Origin of the sequence: Blastomonas sp. (assembly GCF_041747255.1) — a bacterium.
GTDB lineage: Bacteria > Pseudomonadota > Alphaproteobacteria > Sphingomonadales > Sphingomonadaceae > Blastomonas.
On sequence record NZ_JBGTFM010000274.1, the window covers coordinates 1 to 3,133 of the forward strand.

1 protein-coding gene is annotated in these 3,133 nt (G+C 63.7%); it reads left to right on the top strand.

The features are described 5' to 3' along the window. Positions 1–101: 101 nt before the first annotated feature. Positions 102–3,133: efflux RND transporter permease subunit (locus ACEW8G_RS09295; RefSeq protein WP_373488147.1), on the top strand; the 3,032-nt coding region annotated here is incomplete at its 3' end.

Sequence of the window (3,133 nt, forward strand, 5' to 3'; positions counted from 1 at the left end):
GCAGCCAGCCGAGCCGCACGACGGGGCCGGGCGCATCATCGCCCACTGCTCCTGCATCCAAAGTACCTGGCCGGTGAGCGCGTGAGCGGGCTGCATCGCGTATGAACCTTGCCGCCTTTACGATCAGCCGCTGGCAACTCAGCCTGGTCGCGTTCATGCTGCTCGCCGCGCTGGGCGTATCATCGCTGTTCACCATCTCGCGCGCGGTAGACCCGCACTTTCCGATTCCCGTGATCACCGTGATCATCGCGCTGCCCGGCGCGGATGCGGCCGACATTGAGCAGACGATTGCCAAACCGATTGAAGAGGTGCTGCGCGGCATCGATGACATCGACGAGATCAACGTCAACATCACTGACGGCTTTGTCACCATCACATCGGAATTCGACTGGGACGGCGACACCGACCAGTATTTCAACGATGTGGTGCGCGAGGTCAGCGCGATCCGCAACCAGCTGCCCGAGGGTATCACCGAGCTGCGCTATCGCAAGGCGCGCACGACGGAGGCGGCGGTGCTGCAGCTGGCGATGGTCAGCGAGACCGCAAGCTGGCGGCGGCTGCAGAAACAGGCCGAAGACATCCGCGATGCGTTCGTGCGCTATCCCGGGGTGCGCAATACCGTGATCGATGGCCTGATGCAGCCCGAAGTGCAGGTCGCGATCGATTCAGGGCGATTGGCCGAGCTTGGCCTTGCCCCGTCGGCGATTGCCGATGCGTTGCGCCGGGGTGGGGCAGAGCTGCCCCCAGGCGCGGTCGAAAGCGCCAAGCGCCGCTTCAACGTTGAGGCAGGCGGTGCCTATCGCGACCTTGATACCTTGCGCAACCTGCCGATCCGCGCGGGCAACGGCAGCCTGCTGCGCATCGCCGACGTCGCCGATGTCGACTGGGGGGTGGGCGAGCCGGTCCATATCACGCGCTACAATGGCAAGCGCGCGGTGTTTCTGGCGATCCAGCAAAAGGACGGCTACGACGTCATCCGCCTGCGCAAGTCGCTGGAAAAGGAACTGGACAACCAGCGCGCGCGCTTTCCGCCGGACATCACGCTCGAGCAGGTGTTCGACCAGAGCCGCGACATCGAATATCGTCTCAGCGAGCTGACCCGCGATTTTTCTATCGCGCTGTTTCTGGTGATCTTCACCTTGCTGCCGCTGGGCTGGCGCGCATCGGTGATTGTGATGATCTCGATCCCGCTGTCGCTCGCATCGGGGCTGCTGGCGATCAATCTGATGGGTTTCAACCTCAGCCAGCTGGCGGTGGCCGGGTTCATCGTCGCGCTTGGCCTGCTGGTCGACGATTCGATTGTGGTGACAGAAAATATCGCGCGCCACCTGCGCATGGGCAAGCGCCGGGCGATCGCTGCAATCGATGGCACGCGCGAGATCACGCCTGCCGTGCTGGGATCAACCGGGGTGCTGATCTTCGCGTTTACGCCGCTGCTGTTTTTGCCTGAAGGCGCAGGCAAATTTACCCAGTCGTTTATTTACACGATCATCTTCACGGTGTTTGCCTCGCTGGTGATATCACTGTCGATCATTCCGTTCCTCGCCAGCCGCATCCTGGCGCGCGATGAAGACCCCGATGGCAACGCGCTGCTGCGTTGGATGACCGAGAAGATCGAAACCGTTTACCGCCCGATCCTGCACCGCGCGCTCGACGCGCCGCGGCGGACTTTGTGGGCGTCGATGGCGCTGACGTTGTCCGCCTTTGCCTTGATTCCGGTGCTTGGCTTCAGCCTGTTCCCCTATGCTGACACCAGCTATTTCCGCGTCACGGTCGATGCTGAACAAGGCAGCGGCATCCAGCGCACCGATGCGCTGGTGAAGCAGGCCGAGGCAGTGCTGGCGCGCGAGCCCGACATCAAGGTGCGCGCTGCCAACACCGGCAGCGCCAATGCGCAGGTGTTCTACAATGTCTTCGCGCTCGACCAGCGCCCCAATTTTGGCGAGGTCTTTGTGGTGCTGGACAAGTGGCATCCATCGCGCAGCCCCGAAATGGTCGCGCGCATCCGTGAACGGCTCGACACCATTCCCGGCGCGCGCTTCAACGTCGAACTGTTCCAGAACGGCGCGCCCATTGCCTCTCCGGTCGCGCTGCGCGTGAGGGGCGAGAACCTCGACACGTTGCGCGATGTTGCTGCGCAGGTTGAATCCGTGCTGCGCGCAACGCCGGGCGCGCGGGACGTGATCAACCCGGTCGCAACCGATGGCATTGATCTCGACATCGGGCTGGATGAGGCCAAAGCGGCGTTGCTCAACATCGCGCCGGGCGAGCCGCGCCGCGCAATCCGGCTTGCGCTGTCGGGCGAGAATGCCGGGACCTATCGCGACGAGGAGGGCGACAGCTATCGCATTGCCGTGCGGCTGCCGATTGAGGGCACGCACCCGGTGTCTGCGCTTGAGAAAATCTATGTCGCAACGCGCACCGGCGATGTCGTGCCGCTTTCGCAGATATCCTCGCCGCGCCTGATCAGCGTGCCGCCGCAGATCCAGCGCTATCAGCTCGAACGGTCGGTGTCCGTCACCGCCAACGCCGAGCCGGGCGCGCTGCCATCACGCATCAGTCGGCAGGCGATGGCCAAGATCGACGAGCTTACGCTGCCCGAAGGTTACCAGGTGACGCTGGGCGGCGAGGCAGAGGCGATCGCATCGGTGTTCGGCGGGCTGGGACCGATTATCCTGATCGCGCTGTTCGGCATTTTTGCGGTGCTGGTGGCCGAATTCGGGCGGTTTCGTGAAACCATCGTGGTCGCAGGTGTCATCCCGCTTGGCACTTTTGGCGGGTTCATCGCGCTGTTCGTCACTGGCGCTTCGCTCAGCTATATGGCGATCATCGGTTTTGTTGCGCTGGTCGGCATCGAGATCAAGAACTCGATCCTGCTGGTCGATTTCACCACCCAGTTGCGCCGCGAGGGCATGGGGCTGCGCGCCGCCATCGAACGCGCGGGCGAGGTGCGCTTTTTGCCAGTCCTGCTGACATCGGTCACCGCCATCGGCGGGCTGCTGCCGCTCGCCATCTTTGGCGGCTCGCTGTATGCGCCGCTTGCCAGCGTGATCATCGGCGGGCTGATCTCATCGACGCTGCTGTCGCGCATCGTCACCCCGGTGATGTATCTGCTGATCGCACGCGGCGGGGA